At 56.8% G+C, this 17,841-nt stretch carries 14 protein-coding genes and 2 pseudogenes; 10 read left to right on the top strand and 6 right to left on the bottom strand.

From position 1 onward, the window contains the following. The first annotated feature begins 13 nt into the window (after positions 1 to 13). The 4 genes from EK23_RS15095 to EK23_RS15080 all read left to right on the top strand — a co-directional run bounded on the left by EK23_RS15095 (position 14) and on the right by EK23_RS15080 (position 4,980). Positions 14 to 1,036: a FemAB family XrtA/PEP-CTERM system-associated protein gene (locus EK23_RS15095; protein WP_045226223.1), complete on the top strand. Its 1,023-nt coding sequence runs from the start codon at positions 14 to 16 to the stop codon at positions 1,034 to 1,036. Positions 1,037 to 1,084: 48 nt separating this feature from the next. After that, a complete protein-coding gene (locus EK23_RS15090) occupies positions 1,085 to 2,287 on the top strand; it encodes a TIGR03087 family PEP-CTERM/XrtA system glycosyltransferase (RefSeq protein ID WP_045226222.1) in 1,203 nt (400 codons plus the stop codon). 398 nt (positions 2,288 to 2,685) lie between these two features. Continuing rightward, on the top strand, positions 2,686 to 3,903 hold the full coding sequence (locus EK23_RS15085) for a TIGR04063 family PEP-CTERM/XrtA system glycosyltransferase (RefSeq protein WP_045226221.1): 1,218 nt from the start codon (positions 2,686 to 2,688) through the stop codon (positions 3,901 to 3,903). A 57-nt stretch (positions 3,904 to 3,960) separates the two neighbouring features. Then, entirely contained in the window at positions 3,961 to 4,980 is a 1,020-nt protein-coding gene (locus tag EK23_RS15080; protein WP_045226220.1) for a glycosyltransferase family 4 protein, read from the top strand. A gap of 23 nt (positions 4,981 to 5,003) precedes the next feature. Here the strand turns inward: EK23_RS15080 and EK23_RS15075 are convergent, their stop codons facing one another. The 4 genes from EK23_RS15075 to EK23_RS21915 all read right to left on the bottom strand — a co-directional run bounded on the left by EK23_RS15075 (position 5,004) and on the right by EK23_RS21915 (position 9,315). Then, positions 5,004 to 6,527: an oligosaccharide flippase family protein gene (locus EK23_RS15075; RefSeq protein ID WP_045226219.1), complete on the bottom strand. Its 1,524-nt coding sequence runs from the start codon at positions 6,525 to 6,527 to the stop codon at positions 5,004 to 5,006. Positions 6,528 to 6,554: 27 nt separating this feature from the next. After that, positions 6,555 to 7,742 carry a J domain-containing protein gene (locus tag EK23_RS15070; RefSeq protein WP_045226218.1) on the bottom strand — a complete coding sequence of 396 codons (1,188 nt, stop codon included), beginning with the start codon at positions 7,740 to 7,742 and terminating at the stop codon, positions 6,555 to 6,557. 167 nt (positions 7,743 to 7,909) lie between these two features. Continuing rightward, entirely contained in the window at positions 7,910 to 8,905 is a 996-nt protein-coding gene (locus EK23_RS15065) for a hydrolase (RefSeq protein WP_045226217.1), read from the bottom strand. Between the two features lie 23 nt (positions 8,906 to 8,928). Next, positions 8,929 to 9,315 (bottom strand): hypothetical protein, encoded by a 387-nt coding sequence (locus EK23_RS21915; protein WP_145998684.1) that lies wholly within the window; start codon positions 9,313 to 9,315, stop codon positions 8,929 to 8,931. 633 nt (positions 9,316 to 9,948) lie between these two features. Between EK23_RS21915 and EK23_RS23345 the strand changes: the two genes are divergently transcribed. The 3 genes from EK23_RS23345 (at position 9,949) to EK23_RS15050 (ending at position 12,682) form a co-directional block, all read left to right on the top strand. Next, positions 9,949 to 11,754, top strand: a complete 1,806-nt coding sequence (locus EK23_RS23345) for a hypothetical protein (RefSeq protein WP_145998683.1) — start codon at positions 9,949 to 9,951, stop codon at positions 11,752 to 11,754. Positions 11,755 to 12,056: 302 nt separating this feature from the next. Further along, on the top strand, positions 12,057 to 12,251 hold the full coding sequence (locus EK23_RS24595; RefSeq protein WP_327037059.1) for an ATP-binding protein: 195 nt from the start codon (positions 12,057 to 12,059) through the stop codon (positions 12,249 to 12,251). Next, on the top strand, positions 12,233 to 12,682 hold the full coding sequence (locus EK23_RS15050; protein ID WP_327037058.1) for an ATP-binding protein: 450 nt from the start codon (positions 12,233 to 12,235) through the stop codon (positions 12,680 to 12,682). Before EK23_RS24595 ends, EK23_RS15050 begins: the two co-directional genes overlap by 19 nt. Here the strand turns inward: EK23_RS15050 and EK23_RS15045 are convergent. Beyond that, positions 12,659 to 13,261: an RHS repeat domain-containing protein gene (locus EK23_RS15045; protein WP_235282092.1), complete on the bottom strand. Its 603-nt coding sequence runs from the start codon at positions 13,259 to 13,261 to the stop codon at positions 12,659 to 12,661. The genes EK23_RS15050 and EK23_RS15045 overlap by 24 nt on opposite strands. Before the next feature lie 117 nt (positions 13,262 to 13,378). Next, on the bottom strand, positions 13,379 to 15,883 hold the full coding sequence (locus EK23_RS15040; protein ID WP_268748188.1) for a DUF6531 domain-containing protein: 2,505 nt from the start codon (positions 15,881 to 15,883) through the stop codon (positions 13,379 to 13,381). Between the two features lie 218 nt (positions 15,884 to 16,101). Between EK23_RS15040 and EK23_RS22610 the strand changes: the two are divergent. The 3 genes and pseudogenes from EK23_RS22610 to EK23_RS24715 all read left to right on the top strand — a co-directional run. Then, positions 16,102 to 17,043: pseudogene (locus tag EK23_RS22610) on the top strand (IS1595 family transposase); the annotation flags it as partial. An 11-nt stretch (positions 17,044 to 17,054) separates the two neighbouring features. Then, a pseudogene (locus tag EK23_RS15025) lies at positions 17,055 to 17,609 on the top strand (transposase); the annotation flags it as partial. Positions 17,610 to 17,663: 54 nt separating this feature from the next. Next, the coding region (locus EK23_RS24715) for a transposase (RefSeq protein WP_045226299.1) at positions 17,664 to 17,841 on the top strand (178 nt) is incomplete at its 3' end.

Below are 17,841 nucleotides of genomic sequence, written 5' to 3'. Positions count from 1 at the left end.
CATTCATTTACGCATGCAGATTCGGGTTCTGGGTGCATCGGAGGCCGCAGGCTGGGACGCTTATGTGGCGGCGCATCCTGAAGCCACCTTTTTCCATCGCAGCGGCTGGCGGCGCATACTGGAAGAGACCCTGGGGCATCGCAGTCATTATCTCTACGCTGAAATTGACGGTCGAATCGCAGGTATCCTGCCGCTCGGCCACATCAGGAGCCGGCTGTTCGGCAATTCACTGATTTCTAGTCCTTTCTGCGTCTACGGCGGCATCATTGCCGACAATGCCGCGGTCAGCGCGGCCCTGGATGACGCTGCTTGCCGTTTGGCGCATAGCCTGGGAGTCGATTACCTGGAACTGCGCAATCAGAAGCCGGGGCAGAAATTGCGCCCCAGCAAGGATCTCTACGTCACTTTCCGCAAGCCACTCAGCGACGATGTGGAAGCCAATTTTCGCGCCATTCCGCGAAAGCAGCGGGCCATGATCCGCCGAAGCGGGGAGGCCGGCCTGGTTGGGATAATCGATGATGAGCCGGATCGCTTGTACAGAGTTTATGCGGAGAGCGTCCGTAACCTGGGGACCCCTGTCTTTCCCAGGGAACTGTTTTACGCGTTGAAAAGCGAATTTGGGCCGGATTGCGAGGTGTTGACGGTCGAGCGGCGCGGCCACGTTCTCAGCAGCGTTATGAGCTTTTATTTTCGCGACCAGGTGCTTCCCTATTACGGCGGGGGAACGCGCGCCGCGCGGCTGTGCCACGCCAATGACTTCCTCTATTGGGAGTTGATGCGGCGCTGCTGTGAACGGGGCATCCGGATTTTCGACTTCGGGCGCAGTAAGCGAGGAACCGGCTCCTATCAGTACAAGTGCCACTGGGGCATCCAGCCGGAGCCGCTCGCCTATGAATTTGAACTGGTCAAGGCTACACATATCCCGGATATCAATCCTCTCAATCCGAAATACCGCCTGTTCATTGCGGCCTGGAAACACCTGCCGCTCCCGTTGAGTATGGCCATCGGACCGTTTCTGGCGAGGAATCTGGGTTGAGCCTGAGCCAGCGTAATGGTAGGAAGACCGTCTAGGAAGGCGATCACAGTGCGAGACCTGCTGTTTCTGGCGCATCGGATCCCGTTTCCGCCGGACAAAGGCGATAAGATTCGTTCGTTCCACGAACTTCGGTACCTTGCTACCCGGTTCCGTGTCCATCTCGGCGCGTTCGTCGATTCCCAAGACGACTGGCGCCATGTCGAAAGTCTACGCGCTTATTGCGCGGATTCCTGTTTTCTGCCCCTGCGCCCTTGGCAGGCCAAGCTGCGAAGCCTGGGAGGCCTATTGAGCGGCGAACCGCTGACAGTACCCTATTACCGTGATCCGCGCATGGCAGCCTGGCTCCGGAGCGTCGTGAATCACAACAGCCCGGATGCAGCACTGGTTTTCTCCTCTGCCATGGCGCAATATGCCCAGGACCTGGATATTCCGGTTTGCGTGCTCGACTTTGTGGATGTCGATTCCCAAAAATGGACCCAATATGCTGAGTCGCATCCGTGGCCTTTCAGCTGGCTTTACCGCAGGGAGGGCGAGCAGCTGCTGGCCTATGAGCGCAAGCTGGCCCAGCGCTTCGATGTCTCACTGTTTGTATCCAAAGCCGAAGCGCGGCTTTTTACCAGACTGGTGCCGGAAGCGGCTGAACGGGTGAAGGTTCTGGAGAACGGCGTGGATGCCGCGTATTTCCAGGCCAACGCGACGTATCCGAGCCCGTATCCCTCAGAACGGCCGATACTGGTGTTCACCGGCGCCATGGACTACTGGCCCAATGTCGACGGCGTCGTCTGGTTTGTGCGGGAGGTGTTCCCCAAGGTACTGCGAACCTGGCCCGAAGCGCTGTTCTACATCGTCGGCAGCCGTCCGCACAAATCGGTGCTCGCGCTGCGCGAGAGGCCGGGCGTTTGCGTGACCGGCCGGGTCGATGATGTTCGACCTTACCTTGCTCACGCGAACCTGGCATGCGTCCCGCTGCGACTGGCGCGGGGCATTCAAAACAAGGTACTGGAAGCCATGGCCATGGGACGCGCACTGCTTGCCTCGCCTCAGGCAATGGAAGGCATCGAGAGCGTTGAGGGGACTGCAGTGACTGTTGCGCAGACGGTTTCCGATTGGGTATCGGCTATCGATGCGGTTCTATCCCAGAGGGGCGAGCCGCGGTTTTTTTCGGTGAACCGTGATTTCGCCATGAAAAATTATGACTGGGAGACACATTTGGCTAAACTGGAGTTCTATTTGCGCGGAGAGCCCTGCTAGCGCGGGGCGCCGGGTGTTTTGGGGTACGTCTAGCCAGGACGCTAACCCAATCAAGACGGGATGGAATCCTGAATGCACGCTTGTAGAAAGAAGAATAAAAATAACGTCATTCAATGTGCGCAAATGCCGGAATCGGCCGCTTGAGGCATCGCCAGTATATTCAGAACGCTCTGCTGCGCGTCTCCGAGGCAGAACGACATGATGCTCGTCCATCTCACGTGGATGGGATCACTGCGCCGCACACGGCCTGCCAACGGCGGTCCCGCATCGACCGCAGGTGCCCATACATCAGCAGCATCTATACTCCACTTGCGTATCCTCCTTGCTTTGCCGAGGGGACATCCAGTCGCCCAGTGATTGAATCCATCTCGCGAACACAGGCCTGAGCACCACGACCTATGCGCATACTACACGTGCTCGATCACTCCATTCCGCAACACAGTGGTTACAGCTTTCGCACCAGGGCCATACTCGAGCAGCAAAGGGCTCTGGGATGGAGTACGGTGCAACTCACGTCATCCAAGCATCCGGGGCCACCAACGCGAGAGGAGGAGGTCGACGGTTTCCGATTTTACAGGACCCCACGCTCGCTCTCCTGGTTGTCGCGGTTACCGTTACTTAACCCGATTTCCGTGGTGAACGGCTTGGCGCGCCGGTTGGACGAAGTGGTCGAGGAGGTCAAGCCGGATGTAGTGCACGCGCATTCACCGGCCTTGAACGGACTAGCCGCTCTTCGCGTATCCCAGTGGCACCGGCTGCCTGTGGTCTATGAATGTCGGGCGTTTTGGGAAGATGCTGCTGTGGATCACGGCACCAGCAGCGAAGGCGGCCTTCGCTATCGCGCGACTCATGCGCTGGAAACCTATGTATTCAGGCGCGCACAAGCGATCACGACCATATGCGAGGGATTGCGCCGCGATATTATTCAGCGTGGAATCGCACCGGAAAAGGTCGACGTCATCCCTAACGCAGTCGACATCCAGCGTTTCAGACCAACCCAGGACCGGGACTCGCAGCTTCGCGATGAACTGGGCCTCACTGATGCCACTGTGCTCGGCTTCATTGGGTCTTTCTATGCCTATGAAGGGCTCTCGCTGCTGGTGCGGGCCTTGCCTCTGATTGCTCAGGTACAGCCTGACACCCGGCTGCTCTTGGTCGGTGGAGGCAGCCAGGAGGGTGAACTCAGAAGCTTGGTGGAACACTTGCGGCTTGATTCGAGGGTCATCTTTACCGGGCGGATGTCCCACGAGCAGGTCCAGAAATACTATGAGCAGGTCGATCTTCTGGTCTATCCGCGCTTTTCCATTCGTCTCACAGAATTGGTGACGCCATTGAAGCCCCTCGAGGCCATGGCTCAGGGCCGGCCGGTATTGGCCTCTGATGTGGGGGGACATCGGGAGATCATTCATGACGGTGTCAATGGCTGGTTGTTTCCGGCGGGCGATTGCGAGGGACTGGCTGCCAAAGTCATCTCGCTGCTGAATGACCGAAGTTCCTGGCCCGCTGTCATCCGGGAAGGGCGGAGGCTGGTGGAAGAAGAGAGGAACTGGGCCAAAAGCGTCGGCCGTTATGCCAGCGTTTATGAAAAGGCCATTCGTCAACTCCAGAAGGATTGATAGAACAGCGTGCTGAGACTCGCATTGATTGGGCCGATTCCGCCGCCCAATGGCGGTATGGCCATGCAAACGCGCCAATTGGCTGATTATTTCGCCCGGGAAGGTATTTCGGTTACCTTGCTGGCAGTGAACCTACCTTACAGCCCAAAGTGGGTGGCCAGAATTCGTGGCCTGCGTGCTCTGTGCCGGCTGGTACCCTACCTTGCGCGTCTGTGGCAAGCGGCCGGCTCAGCCCACGTCTTTCAGGTGATGGCCAACTCGGGCTGGTCGTGGCATCTGTTTGCGGCACCTGCCATCTGGATTGGATCCTGGCGTGGGGTGCCTGTCATCGTAAACTATCGAGGAGGCGAGGCTGCCGCGTTCCTGCAACGGCAGTTTCGTTGGGTAGCGCCCAGTCTTCGACGCGCTTCCCGGGTCATTGTCCCATCGCGGTACCTGCAGGACGTCTTCGCCCGATTCGGCCTTGTGGCGGAGATCATCCCCAATTGTGTGAACACGGATGTTTTCCACCCCTCGCCGCAGGCGAAAGGATCAACGGCCGCGCCTCGCATACTGGTTGCCCGTCACCTCGAACCGATCTACGACATCGGAACGGCGATTCGGGCCTTTGCCGAGGTCAGAAAGCAATTTCCCAAGGCCGAGTTGCATATTGCCGGCGACGGCCCTGAGCGGCAGAAGTTGACGGAATTGGCGCAGAGTTTGTCGGTCGCTGCCTCCGTAAGGTTTCATGGCACTCTGGAGCGCCACGCTATGGCAGAATTGCTGCGAGCTGCCTGCGTCGTGTTGAACTCAAGTCGTGAGGACAACATGCCAAATTCATTGTTGGAGGCCATGGCCAGCGGCGTTCCCATTGTGACGACCGATGCAGGGGGCATCCCACACCTGATTCAGCACGAAATGAATGGGTTGATGGTCTCTCGGTCGGATCCGGAAGCCATGGCAAGGGCGGTGATTCGCGTTCTGGAGGACGACGACCTGCGCAGGCGCCTGATCTCGGAGGGTTTAGCACTCACCTCCCAGTTGACCTGGCAGAAAATAAGGTGCCTTTGGATCTCCCTTTTCCAATCCTTCGCCTGATCCGTCTACCTTTTGCTTAGAGTCTAAGCTCGCATCCGTGCCATGATTTTTCGTTTGCGCCAGAGGATCCTACACAGAACGTAGATTCGAGCCTCGATGCCTGGCGGCTTTCCCTCCAGATGCCACATTGCCGAAACAGCCGCGCAGAAGACCGTGGATCCCGCAAACACTTTTATTAACAGGACCTGCAATAACACCCATTGTCCCGATTGCGCCGGAAGCACGCGATGGATGGCGAATACCACCAAGGCTGTGGCTAAGGCTGCTAGGGCAGGGCGGACGATGGTCCTGCAGAGGCCGAGAGGGGTAATTTGGAGCATGCCGGCAATCATGAAGATCGAAAGAGCCGTGAAGATCACGGCGGCGATCACTGCACTGATTACTCCACCTAGATAGCCCATGGCCAACACGCCGCTGATAAACAGTGGTGGCCTGAACAGGGCCATGATCAGGGCGCGCTGGAATAGGCCGCGCGTATACCTGACCGCCATACAAAATGGAACGGCGACGGCAATCAGGGCCTCCAGCGACAAAAATGGCGAAAGCAACTGCACCATTGGAATTATTCTTTCCCAGGTCTCACCCAATACCAACCGGATGAACTCGTCCGCTACCAAGGCGAAACCAGCGCCCACGGCGATTCCTACCGTGGCGACTATCTGGAACGCTTCCATTACCTTGCTCCTGAGCCGCGCCGGATCGTGCGTGAAGCGATTGAACCCGGGGAAAAGGACCCGGCTCAGCGGATGAATGATTTCGGCATAGGGCAATCGGGAGATTTCCGTCGCCACGTTGTAGAGCCCCGCCGCATTAATATCCACCAACATACCGACCAAAATGTTATCGAAGCGCGTGGAAATCGTTGTCAACATCTGAGCCCCTGCCAGCCAGCCGGAGAAAGACATCAAGCGCCGAAATGATGTAAGTCTCAAACTTGGACGATAAGGCGCCAACGCATAGGACCAAAACAGCTTGGAAGCGGCCAGCACGAGAAGGCCTGCCACCAAGGCCCAGTAACTGCGGAACGCAATGGCCGCGCTGATGGTTGCAGCGGCACCGAGAATCTTCGTGCCGATTTGAAGGCGTGCTTCCCGAGAAAAATCGATATTTCTTTCGAATTCCACGAATTTAGGATTGGCAAAGCCGAGCAGCAGCGGTTGCAAGGCAAGCAGACGGATCACGGTCTCCAGGCGTTCATCGCCAACCAATCCCGGCACAATCAAGCTGCTGATGAGTACCAGAGATGCCACGCCAATGCCACGAATTACGTTCAACGTGAAGGCTGTGTCGTATTCAGCTCGCCCGGCATCGTCCTCTCGAATCAACGCGAAATTCAGGCCGAGTTCGGAGAGCCCATCCAGAATTGCAATATAGGATGTAGCAACCGAGACTAGGCCAAAATCACCGGGCACGAGCAGGCGCGCCAAGATCAGAGTGGACACCAGCCCGATTCCACGAACTCCCCAGCGCAAACCGATGAACCAGGCAGCTCCTTTTGTCAGCAGAACAGCCGTACTTTTCCCTAAGTTATTTGCGTGATCTGCCATGATGCTGTCAGCTTGATCTTTGTTCGTTCAAGGCTGCTTGGGTGCGACTTTGTTGAATAGGTAGGAAAGCGGCCCCGCGCCACCATCGCGTAACGCGGTGGATGTGCCAGCGCGCGATGATTTCAATATCTGCTCGGCTTTGCAGGCATCACTGGGTCCGCGGTACAGCAACATGTTGAGTTGGGTGGCTCGGTGCTCGGATGTAGACACTGCGGGTGGTTCTTCGCGAATGCTGATGACATCGCTCTTCCATTCAACCCCTTGCTCCAAGTCTTGATAGTGTATCTCGTATGATCCAGGTTCAATCTTTTTGAGGGCAAAGCTTCCGTAGGCTGGAATGAACAGCACGCGAACGTCCTGGGGTGCCTGCCATGCGGGTAGCGCCGCTGATTCCGATGGTAACTGCACGCTACCGCGTAAATCCTTGATCTGCACCAGTTTGACTAACACGTCAGAGCCATTGCGGGTGTTGTCGATGTTTGCGACGGATGTGCCAGCATCGCGTAATACCTTGGAACCGGCCAGGTATTCGGCTTGTCGGGGCCAAGGCAGGCCATTAGGGCCTGTCTTGGGCCGCACATAGCTGTTAGCCTTTGACAGTATAGGCGCAACGTCAGATCGATCTGGAAGGTTTGGGCATGAGAACGAAGCGGCCAGCCGCGGTATACCCCGGGAGATCTTTCGAAATCCCGCGTCCACTTTCCCCGCTTTATAGGCAAGCGCCAGCAATGCCGCTATGAGAATAAACGGCAGGGTCAGGCTTGCCACTTTCAGCCATCGTCTCGATGCTCGTGAAGCGGCTGCCTCGGGAATAGGGTGGGATGAGTAGTAATCAATAGAACGCTGGCGTTCAAGAGCGAGGAGTCGTTCCAGGCGTTTGCGCTCTTTCTGTTCTATCGCCAGTTTGTGCTCTAATTCTGCCGCACCTTCAGAACCGTGAGACGGATGGTTGCGTCGCCAGCGGCGTTCCTTTTTCTCTTCGGCTTCTCTTTCTATGTCGGCGATCCAGACATCATGTGCCGCTCGCCTCTGCGGGTCCGACAACACCTCATAGGACGTGTTGATAATGTGCATGATCCTGGCCGCACCGGCGTCACCCGGATTCTTATCCGGATGATACTTCTGGGTAAGCACTTTGTAAGCGGCACGGATTACTTCCGCGGGCGCATTGCGCGATACCTTGAGATTATCGTAGTGGGTGCGGATCTTGGACATCGGTCAAACGGGGCGCGTTATAACAACGGGCCAGCGAATCAAAGGATCGCCTAATTGCATAGGCAAACCTGACTGTAGCGTCAACCGATCCTTAAGTCGAGTATTTGACGAGTGCTCAAAGAGGCATCGAAGCCAAATGGGCATGCCCGCAGCGTGGGGCTGCCCGTTCATTCGAGCTGCTGCGATAGAAACTGCGGAATCCTTTGCTCGAGCCAATAGCAGGGCTGGCACAGCTGACTTCCGGCAATAAAACCCACATGACCGCCGGCACGGCAGACCTCCAGCAACACCGTGCATGAAAGTTCGTCTGCTGTCGGAATTACATCCGGGCTCATGAAGGGGTCATCTTGCGCATGGACGATGAGGGCAGGGCAGCGCACTTGCTTCAGGTACGGTCGCGCACTGCAACGCCGGTAATAGTCGTGCACGCCATTGAAACCATAAAGAGTCGCCACCACGCGGTCATCGTATTCCCAAAAGGAACGTATGGGGTCCAACTCCCCCAGGTTGGCAAGCTTACGGAACTCATCAACGGGACCAAATTCGCGCAGATGCTCTCTCTTGATCCGCACGTAATCTTTCAGTTCCTTCAATAAGCGGTCTCGGTAAATTTTTGAGAGCCCTGCGTCCAATCGATCTGCACAACGATCCAGCAACATAGGAACAGAAACGGCCGCCGCACCAAACAACTTGACTTCTGACCCTTGTTCTCCGAGCCACTTCAGCAGAACGTTTCCACCCAATGAGAAACCAACGGCCGCTATCGGGCGCCCCGGAAACCTGGCAGTTAGGACAGAGTATAGATAGTTCAGATCATCCGTGTCGCCCGAATGGTAACAGCGCGCCGTTCTGTTTGGATCGCCGCCACACCCGCGGAAATTAAGAGCCACGCTATCCATGCCGCAGCTTCTGAGAGCAGACTGCATACCCAGGATATACGACGAGCGGGACGAACCACTCAACCCGTGCAACAGCAAGACCAGAGGTCCGGTCTCTGCATCCGTCCAATCCAAATCTACGAAGTCACCATCCGGCGTATCCAGTTGCTCGCGATTACGCTCTATGTTCGGCCCCTGCCGTAGCAAGGCCGGCCAAAGTGTTTGAAGGTGGGGATTACTCAGCCACCAAGCGGGAACAAAGCTGTTGGAATAGATGACCGGCACAACCCTATTCCCGCAATCTCGCCCTAATGCGTTGGCAGTGTCGTCTTTTCGCTATCAGGATCGAATGTGCTTTCAACCTTCGATCTTGGATGATTGCCTGAAATTTCCGAAAAGTCTTCGGGTATAAGCTTTTCTACTCTCCTTGTAGCCCGTTCACACTCAGGAACTGCATTCGTCAACTGCATTTTTGTCCTCATTCCCGGGTTCCGGCCCTCAGATATCGCGGAGACGGTTTCGTTCACAGGAAGGCAGGCATTCAACATGGACGTTTCCGCGGTGAGAAGGGCGGCACTCGGCGTGCTCTTCTGCTCTTCTTCGATCATTTCCAACTCATTGATGAGTTCGCTGTAAACCCGATTGTGATGCCTGAAGACATGTTCGACATAGGTCGCGAATTCGCTTTCGGTCATCGTGACGGACTCTCCTTCCGGCGTCCTAGTTCTTACTGTCGAGCAGCCAGCGAGTAAGAAGATCAGCCCCGAATACGCCAATGCCCGTCTTTTCAGCGAATTGGGCATCTTGTGAGCCTCATTGCTGTCCTCTGATGTCTGTGTCGATGAAGTGCGATTGTACCCTAATCCACCGCTTGAACGGTTGCTTGCTCAAGGTGATCCGTGATCGAAGCGCGGGTTGCACCCCATCAGCCCCCTCTTCAAAACCATCGGCTGCCTGACGACTCAGAAACCGCAGGTCACCTCGTGCCTCTGGCAAATAGACTACGCCCTGAGCAGTCTGCTTACGCCGCCAATTTCCATTTTTTGAAAACTTTAGCCGAACAGTAAAGGCAATACCGCGCTTTATCAAGAAGTGCGGGGTATTCCACATTTTAAAGCTGGAAACTGTAGAAGGGTTGTTCTGTCGGCTGATTCACAAAAAGTTAGCCCTGTTATTCCTAATATATCACCACAAGATCAAGTAACAGCTTGGTTAGATTAAAAGCAAACATCGATATAAGAGTATTGAAATAAATCAATACCTATATCAATTAATCTGAGTTTTGTTCTCGATGCTTGCTTTATTCATTGAGTATTAGGAGAACACCCATGAACACGCTTCCTTCAAGATTCGCTCTTACGGCATTCAGTACGCTAGTTATTTCAGCGTTCACGCCCAATGGTGCCTTCGCTGCCGACCTTATGGTAAGCGCCTCAGCAACACGCGCATCGGCATCGCTGCTCAATGGGCGCAACCTCACCGGCAATGTATATATCTACGCTACTCAAGATACGGGGGCGAAGCAGGTATTATTTTACCTTGACGATCCCAAAATGAGCCGTACGCCCATTATGGCGGAAAGCTTGGCTCCTTACGATTTCGCAGGTACTGCTAGTTCTGGCGCGGCCAATCCATTCGATGCGTCGAAGCTGGTCGCAGGCGCACATAATCTCACTATCCGGGTTAACTATACGAACGGGACCTATAAAATATTCAACTCAACATTCAATTGTGCCGCGTTGCCCACGCCCACGCCCACGCCCACGCCCACGCCCACGCCCACGCCCACGCCCACGCCTGTAGCCACAACTTCTGGTGATTTAATGCTAAGCCTCTCAGCTGACCGCACTTCACCAGTGGCGTTGGCTGGCCGCTCAGTGTCCGGAAACGTGTACCTCTATTCGAAACACGATGTCAGCATGAAACAGGTGCAGTTCTATCTTGATGATTCAACCATGAGCCGCACGCCAATCAAAACTGAAGGGGCAGCTCCCTTTGATTTTGCGGGTACAACCGCTTCTGGAACAGCTTATGCCTACGACGCGGCAAATCTGTCAGCAGGGATTCACACTTTGACAGCCCGCATTACCTTTACCAATGGAACGACACGAGTTGTAAACGCGAGCTTCTCTCGCCCAGCGCTGGCGGTTACGACCGCCACTCCCACCCCGGTGCCGACCCCTACTCCAACACCGGCCCCAACTTTCGGCAAGAAATGGCATCCTGGCCACTATCTAAATGCCTATTGGGGTAAAGATATGGCTTGGTCTCTGAATCGGGTGAAGCCCTATGCCTTCCTAAAGGGCGTATCGGTGATCCATCAGTGGCGCGAACTGGAACCGTCAAAGGGCGTCTACGACTTCAGCCGCATCGAGGCTGAATTGGCAGCGGCTAAAGCGGCAAACAAGCAACTCATGATCCAGATCAACGACCGTACCTTCTGGTCAAATTGGCCGTCCTGCGTCCCGGACTATGTAAAGAGTGATCCAATCTACAAAGGTGGTGAGTCGCATGTTGGAGTAAAGTGCACAGCTCTGCGCTGGGTCCCCGCGGTTCAGGATCGCCTGATCGCTCTCTACAAGGCGCTGGGCAAACGTTTCAACAATGAACCCAACTTTGAGGCTATCTTCCTAGAAGAAGATGGCGTGGAAACCACCGGTGATCATATGGAGCTTTACACGACTCGTGGCTATGCAGATCAGGAGAAGCGTGGAATGGACGCACTGGCCGCAGCCTTCCCGAACACTCAAGTTTTCAAGTTCCTGAGTTGGGGGCCGTATGTCGGTGAACTGTTCGCCTATGCCGAGAAGCTTGGTCTTGGGGTTGGAGGGCCGGATCTGATGCCGAACTCCAAAACTTTCGCAACCCCCTACTATGACCAATATGCAGGAAGAATTCCTTTACAGATTTCTGTCCAGGACCCAAAGGTTCAGCAAGTGATAGCGAGTGGAGTCACTCCGGAAAGACTATATGATTTTGGAGTCACCGATCCGAATGGCTTGCACGTAAACTACATTATCTGGGATCAACCCGAGTCCACCGTCATCAGTTACTCGAAAGACATACTGCCGCTCCTGCAAGCGCACAATGGCTATATCAATACCGGGTGCCCTCTCAATATGAACTGCAATTAGATTGTTAAGGTTCCACGAAAAATAGAGCCGCGATCTAGGATGGATCGCGGCTCTTAGCTTTAACAATATGTTGAAATTCGAAAGACCTCGGCATCCTGCGACTGGGCGAGCGCTTCGGCGACGCCCGTCTGGAAGCCGCGTGCCAACGCGCCTTGGCCATCAAGGCCTTGAGCTATCGCAGGGTCGAATCCATCTTGTCTCACGGCCTCGACGGACAAGCCCTGGTACCACCGTCACCCGCGCCCAGCCTGCAGCACGACAACCTGCGCGGTGCGGAATACTTTCATTGAGGCCCACAGACCATGCTGAATCATCCCACGTTCAACCAACTACGCGAACTCAAACTCGCCGGCATGCTCAAGGCGCTGCAAGATCAGGAGCAGATATCGGATATCGAACGCCTTGGATTCCTGGAGCGTCTTGGACTGCTCGTCGATCGGGAAATCCAGGAACGCGAAACCGCCGCCTCGACACCCGCTTGCGCTTCGCCAAGCTGAAACAAGCCGCCAGTCTCGAAGACCTGGATCCGAAAACGCCACGGCAACTGGATCGCGCCCTGATCCAACAACTCGCCGACTGCCGCTGGGTCAAGGAACACCTCAATATTCTGGTCACCGGTCCCACCGGCGTGGGCAAATCCTTCTTGGTGTGTGCCCTGGCGCACAAAGCCTGCCGCCAAGGGTATACGTTGTTCTATCAGCGATTGCCGCGCTTACTCACGGAGCCGGAAATCAGCCGCGGCGACTGCCGCTATCCCCGACTCATGCGGCAGCTGGCAAGAATCGATGTCCTCATACTCGATGACTGGGGTTTGGATAGCGGCCTCACCGATCGCCAACGCAGGGACCTGCTGGAAAGCCTCGATGACCCCTACGCAACCCGTGCCACTGTGGTGACCAGCCAGCTACCCGTCGAGCATTGGCACTAGGCACTGGGTGATCCTACTCTGGCCGAGGCTATCCTCGAGCGTCTGCTGGCTGCTGCCGGTGACGCCAGTCAGGTTGCCCGCCGGATCGTAAGCGTAGCCCAGGCTCTGGAGGCTGCCGGCGGTCTGGATGAAGAGGCGGTAGTCGTCGTCGAAACTGCGGCTTAGGGCACGATTGTTGCCGAAGCTGAGTCCAGTCAGAGGGCCAAACGGCAAATGGCCGACGCTGCCGGCCAAGGTGCTGGTGGTCGTGCCGACGGTGGTGGTCACCGCGCTGATGCGTCCGGCGCCGTCGCGCAGGTCGTCGACCTTGCGCCCGGAGGGGTAGGTAATCCCGCTCAGGCGGTCTAGGCCATTGACGCCTTGGTCATAGACCGGGGTGATGTTGCCCAGGGTCACCCCGGTATACGCCTCGCTGGTTGGGCGGTTCAGGGCGTCATAAGTAAAACTGGTGGCGACGTTGCGGGCATCGGTCTTCTGGGTGAGATTACCGGCGGCGTCGTAGAGGTAGGTCGCCGTGCCGGTATTGGGGCTGATCTCCTGGGTTCGGTTGCCGAGGCCGTCATAAGGGTACTGCGTCACCAACCTATTGGGGTCGGTCACTTGCGTGACATGGCCCTGGGCGTCATAGGCGTACTGGGTGATGCCGGCCAGCGCATCGGTTACCTAGAGCGGCCGGTCGAGGGCGTCAGAAACGCTCTACTGAGCATGGCCGTTGGCATCGGTCAGGGTGGTGAGATTCCCGTTAGGATCGTAGCCGAAGGCTTGGGTCTGTTGGGCCGCACCGATGTCCTGACTGAGGCGCGACAGCGCGTCGTACACCTGGTGTTGGCGCTTTCTCAGCACATTGCCGGGATCGTAGATGTCTTCCTGAGTGCGGTTGCCGGCGCCATCCAGGGTGTAGTGGATGCGGTTGCCCTGAGCGTCGGCGATGTCGGTCAGGCGATGCGCCGCGTCGTAGGTGTAGCTGAGTGTCTCTTGGGTGGGCAACGTGACCTGGGTAAGGTTGCCGGCGGCATCGTAGGCATAGCCGGTGGTGTTGCCATCCACCGTGCGGCCGGTGAGGCGCCCGCGGGCATCGTAGCTAAAGCTCACCACCAGGCCATTGGGATCGGTCAGGCTGAGTAGGTGGCCGTGCTTGTCATAGCTGGTGAAGTGGGTGACATGGCCCAGGGCATTGGTCAGGGTAGCCAGATCGCCCGGCATATGCGCGACGGTGGTGTCGCTGTAATAGCTGTAGCTGGTGACATCGCTCACATCGGTGCGCGGGCCGTCGGCCGTCAGCACTTGGCCCAGACTGTTGTAGGTGTAGGCCCAGGTGCGCGGCGGGCCGGCCAGGGTGGCTGACAGCCCTAAGGCACCCGTGGTATCTGTGGTCGCCTGCTCGATGCGCTTGCATAGCACGGCGATGGGCTTGCCGTCCGGCAGCAGGGCGGAAGCCGGGGCGCAGCTCGCCAGCGCATTGCCGTTGCTGGGATCGGGCTGGCCGTTGTAGACCCAGAGGGTGAGCTTCTTGGATTCGGCGCGCTTGACCTCCAGGCGCCGATCTGGGTGCCAGGCACGGCTGATCTTGCGCTCGACTGTGTTGGTAGCCGGGCTGTAGGAACCGGCATCAGCGGGACAGGCCTTGCCCGGCGCCAGCCCCTCGACGCGGGCGGTTTCCAGGTTGCGGCTCAGGTCATAGGCGAAACAGCGGGAATTACCGTTGAAATCGGTGCGGTTGGCGATGTTGCCGTTGGCATCGTAGCCCAGGTTGGCGGCACTGGCGGCGCAGCCGGAACCGGCGGGTTGGGTTTGGCCGGTGCTCTTCACAACGCCCAAGACCGTTTGAAATCCATAGGTCCGCGCAGCACCCAGGGCGTCTGTCACGACCGTGCTGCCATTGGCGTTGTAAGCCACCTGGGTGCGTTCAGCTCCGCCTGAATGTACACTCAGGATGGCGCGCCCTTGGGTGTCATATTGGTACGTGGCAAACCGGATACCGGTCGAAACGGTGCCATCATAAATGCCTGTCAAGGCATTCGGGAGCATGGTATTGCTGGTATTCGCTGCCTCGTTGTAGACGTAGGATTTGACCGTGCCATCTGGCCGCGTGACTGACGTCAGGTTCCACTTGGCATCATAACCGTAGGTGAACACGCCTCCCGATGGATCCGTCATGGTTTGCACGCGGGCGTTGCTGTTGTAGACAAAGGTCAGACTATGGCCTTGTGGGTCGGTGACTTTTGTCAGTCGACTATTGGCATCATAAGTCAGCGTCTGCGTAGCGCCACTTTGATCGGTAATCGTCAGCAGCTTGCCACCGGCATCATAGCTTTCGAGCTGATTATCCGGCGAAACGACAGTCCAGCCGATGGTGGTCCCCGATGCGTTTTTTTTCTGGTTTAGAATGAATGGCACATCGGAATCAGCGTTCCAAACACCACCAGCCAATACGAAGAATATCCGCTTTCCATCGGGGCGTTGCACGATAGCCGCGTTATTAATGAACCTGATGACCGCCTCATACGGGTGCGTCCAATTCGCTCCGAAGGCGCCCGTGGCACCATTGGCCCGGCTGTTGTAGACACGGATCAGCTGCAGAGGAAACTGGCCAGTTCCGGTATAGTCAGTTTCCATGGCAACCTTATTTCCGATCCCTGGCGCAATAGGATTGCCAACCGTCAGACTGCCACCATCACACGCACCACCCCCCAAGTTTTTATCAAGTTTCGGCGTGCCATCCGGAATGCAGGAAGCTCCAGAAAGAGAATAACCTTTGCTACATTGAAGAGTTCCAATGATCGTTTCTCCTCCGCCGGAGCATTGGCCAGTGAGTAGAACACTACCGAATGTACCGGCTACGTTGCCACTTGATCTAGGCGTATATGAATAGCCGCAGCTTAACCGACCTGGACCAACGCCCCAATAAGCCTGATAGGTTTGCCACCACTCATCGATTGCCTCACTTATACTAGGCCACCAACTGGTAGAAAAGTGTAGGTCTTGCTGTTTAAATGGCGACCCATAAATCTGTGGTGAAGATACTTCTGAAGCAACCGCTTTTCCTGAAAAAAGGCAAGATAGCGTCGCGCCTGTTCCAAGCGCTATCAAGAGCAAAATAACGGGATACTTTGCTTTTGGCGCTTGATGCCGCTGCTTTGTGATTGAAGAGTCAGAAAATACGTATCTAAATTCGGATCTGCTAGCGGCGACAATAATCATGAAATCATGCCCTATAAAGTACATATAACATTCCACGCAACGATGGTCGCATAAAGGCTAGTCAATCTATATAGCTAAGTTCCAATTTCTTGGTAAGAATTCACAACTAAATTGTGAATATTACCGAACCAGCGATAATCAAGGCTCTGTCGACGTTAAACGTTGAAACGGAATTTTTGTCGAAGGGATGAATACGCGTTGATGCGGAAGGTATTGCCATGAAGACCTCGGAGGTTCGAACGTGGTTTGAACAGCTGCCGCATCTCAGCCAGGGCCAGGCCGAGCGCGTCCGGCGGGAACTCGGCGAGACACCACCAGCGCCAGAAACGGTACAGTGGCTGGAGCAGCTTTACCACCCTCGTTGTCCGCGTTCCGACGGCGAAGGGTGTTACCGCTGGGGCGCAACGGTTTCGCTGCCGCGCCTGTGGTGGGACGTTCACCGCGACTTCGGGTACACCCTCGGCCCGCCTGCGCCTGAAGTCGCTGTGGCTGACCTTCTGCGAGGCGTTGAAGAACGGCCTGACCGTGCGCGCCAGCGCTGCGCTCTGTGACGTCGACAAGAACACGAACTTTCGCTGGCGTCACCGTTTTTGACCTTGCCCGCGTCTAACTGCAGGGCATTGTCGAGGCCGACGAGACCGTCTTCCCGCACTCATGCAAGGGTCAGCGTCGCCTCGACCGACCGCCCCGTCAACGTGGCAAGCAGATTCGCCGCCGGGGTACCGGCAAGGATCAGGTGCCCGTTTTGGTGGTGCGTGACCGGTCCGGCGCCACCGCCGATTTCAAGCTGAGCGGAACGGATACCGACGCCATGGAACCCCCGCTGTGCGCCATCCTGGCGAAGGATGTCATTCTTTGCAGTGACGGCGCTGCCGTGTATCGGGCCGTGGCATCCAAACTCGGCGTGCCCCACCGGCCGGTCAACCTCACCGCTGGCATCCGTGTGATCGCTGGGGTTTACCACATCCAAAATGTCAACGCGTATGACAGTTGGCTCAAACTGTGGATGGAGCGGTTTCATGGGGTCGCCACCAAATATCTGGAGAATTACCTCGGCTGGCGTCGCTGGCTGGAGCGTTGGGGCGAGCACAACTCCCCCCAACATCGCTCTGCAGGCCGCGCTCGGTCGAGAAAATCAATTTCAACTATTAATGCAGACATTAAGGGCGACGATTTATTCGGCCCACGTGCGCAGGTGGTGGGGGCCGGCGTCAGCGCCGCGGGGCGTCCCCGTTTACCGATCCGCCTGATGGCGTCGTTGCTGTACCTGACTGAAGCACGCATTTGACTTGAGTGATGATGAGGTCGTGGCGCGTTGGTCGGAGAATGTAGTCTGGCAGTACCTCAATGGCCAGGAGTACTGCGAGCCGCGCTTCCCGTGGACGCGACGCAGTTGGGGCGGTTCCGGCAGGCGATTGGGGAGGCTGGAGTGGAGGCGTTGATCAAGGCGACGATTGAGACGGCGGTGAGCTCGCAAGCCTTGCGGCCGAGCGAGTTTGAGCGGGTGATTGTCGAAGGCACCGTGCAGGAGAAGGCGATAGACCACCCGGTGGATAGGCGCTTATTGGAAATCGCGCGGACCAAGGTGGTGGCCGCAGCCAAAGTCGCCGGTATCAGCCTGAAGCAGACCTTCGCTAAGGAAGGCAAGGAATTGCGGCGCATGGGCGGCGGTTATGCGCATGCCAAGCAGTTCCATCGTATCCGTCCGGTAATCCCATCTGTAAGGCGCCCGATGGATTGCGCAAGATAGTGTCCACTTCAGTTTTTAGTGGACACTTTCATGGACTCATCTCCCAAGCGTACCCGGCGCTTCCATAGCGTTGCTTTCAAGCGGCAGGTGGTGGACGCCTGCCGACAGCCCGGTGCCTCAATTGCCGCGGTCGCGCTGGCACACGGCATCAACGCCAACCTGGCGCGGCGTTGGCTGCGCGAATCGGGCAGCGTAAGTGCCTCCAGAT

The organism is Methyloterricola oryzae (genome assembly GCF_000934725.1).
GTDB classification, from domain to species: domain Bacteria; phylum Pseudomonadota; class Gammaproteobacteria; order Methylococcales; family Methylococcaceae; genus Methyloterricola; species Methyloterricola oryzae.
This window is presented reverse-complemented; position numbering and strand designations above follow the sequence as displayed.